This window comes from Campylobacter sp. 2018MI13 (assembly GCF_018501135.1).
Classification (GTDB): domain Bacteria; phylum Campylobacterota; class Campylobacteria; order Campylobacterales; family Campylobacteraceae; genus Campylobacter_E.
The window spans coordinates 1-2,044 of sequence record NZ_JAHCZC010000133.1 but is presented as its reverse complement, the minus strand read 5'-3'; the positions used below and the strand labels follow the sequence as shown (position 1 = coordinate 2,044).

Sequence of the window (2,044 nt, the reverse complement as noted above, 5' to 3'; positions counted from 1 at the left end):
ATTTTAATATAAGGAGCCACTATGAAAATCAAATATAGTGCCATTTTACTTAGTGTTAATTTATTTGCAGGTGTTGTAAATCCTAATTTTGCTTATCAAGATTATTTAGATTTTGGAAATAATAAAGGTAAATTTAAAGTAGGTAATAATATAGAAGTTACAGATATTTATGGAAAAACTATTGATTTGAAAGTTCCTATGCCAAGTTTTAATGCAGCAAATACTACAGGAGATTTGATGGGTGAGCTTACTAATATAGGTGGCTCTTTTGCAATCACTGCAGCTCATATGATTAGTCCTACATATAGAAAAGATTTAATACAAAAAGATAAAGAATATGAATTTGGCTTAGTAAAATCAAAAGTAGTAGCAAGTGATACAAATTTTAAAGATTATTTTAAATGGAATACATCGTGCGATGAATTAGTTCAAGTTGATGATTTAAAAGATTTTGCTGTAATTAAAATGAGCAAATTAAATATCAATGAAAGTGCAAAGCTAATTGATAAAGAATTTTATTTTAAAAATACAAATGTTAAAGATAACTTAAAAAACGACCAAAATGTAATATATCAAGATAAGTATTTTGCTAAAAATAGCATTTATGAGTGGGATACTAATGCTTATAAAGAATATATTAAAACAAGCGGTGAAAAAGATGATAATAATATAGGAAAAGGTGAAATTTTAAATAATCCAGAAAGATTTAGCGTATATGCAAGAACTGGCAGTGGAATTCAAAAAATTGGTAGTATTGATACAAATACTATCCCTAAACAAGTGGCTGGTTCTTTAGAGTTTTTAACCGGCGGAATTTTATATGTAGATGAAGATAAAAGCAAAACAGAAACAGGATATTTACATTTAAGTGCAAAGGATTATTATAAAGATATAAGGCTTGATTTTTCAAATACTTCAGCTCCAGGAGATAGTGGAAGTGCTATTTATGTATGGGATAATCTGAAAAAAGAATGGCTAGTGGTAGGAGTAGTTAGTAGAAGCGATTGTGGTGATGATAATACAACTTGCTCTTATACAAAATATGCTCTTATAAATAGTTTTATAATTAATGATTTTAAGAATGATTTTACTGCTACTTTAAGTGGTAATTCTTATAATTCAAATGATATATATTCAAATATTAAAGATAAATATAATGAAAATAATAAAGATTTAGTATTTAGTAAAGCTGCAAGTATTGCTTTAAACAATAATGAAAATTTTGGCTCAAGTGTGTTTTATTTTAAAGATAATTCTACTTTAAATGGCGAAGAAGTTTTATTGGGCGGAGTTGTGATAGATGATGGTAAGACACTTAATTTTAATGCAAAAACAGCAGCTAATGATAATTTGCATAAAATGGGAAAAGGAACGCTAGAAATTAGCAAAGAAAGTGCAGGTGGATTAAGAAGTGGCGAAGGGCTAACGATTTTAAATACAAGCAATAAAGCGTTTAGTTCAATTTATCTTCTAAACAATGCAGGGCTAAAAATAACTAATGCAAATCAAATTAATAATGCTAATTTAGTTTTTAATGGTGGATATTTGGATTTAAATGGAGTTGATTTAAGTTTTGATAAAATTCAAGCAAATGATTTTAGAACTAAGATTATTAATTCAAATTCTAAAAAATCAATTCTAAGTATAAATAACACTAATGATATAGGTATTTATCACGGACAAATTAGCGATAATATTGATTTAAAACTGAATAATTCTAAGACTTTTGTATTTGATGGAGAAATAAAAGCTGATGAATTAAGTGTAAATGGTGGAACTACGATATTACAAGGTCATCCTTTAGAGCATTCTTATTTTCTAAATCAATCTTTAGCTAATTCTTTAGGTGTAAATACTGCTCCTAATACAAATACTCAAGATGAATATGAAAATAGAACAAGCAAAATAAATAATATAAATCTAAGTAATTCAACCTTTAAAATATTAAAACATAGTAATTTAACATCAGGTAATATTACTTTAGATAAATCAAATCTTAGTATAGGAGAGAATTTGATTTATCTTGATAGATACGATGCAAATC

At 26.6% G+C, this 2,044-nt stretch carries 1 protein-coding gene; it reads left to right on the top strand.

Features of this window, described 5'->3' with window-relative positions:
- Positions 1-21: 21 nt before the first annotated feature.
- The coding region (locus tag KJQ99_RS09220) for a S6 family peptidase (protein WP_284467054.1) at positions 22-2,044 on the top strand (2,023 nt) is incomplete at its 3' end.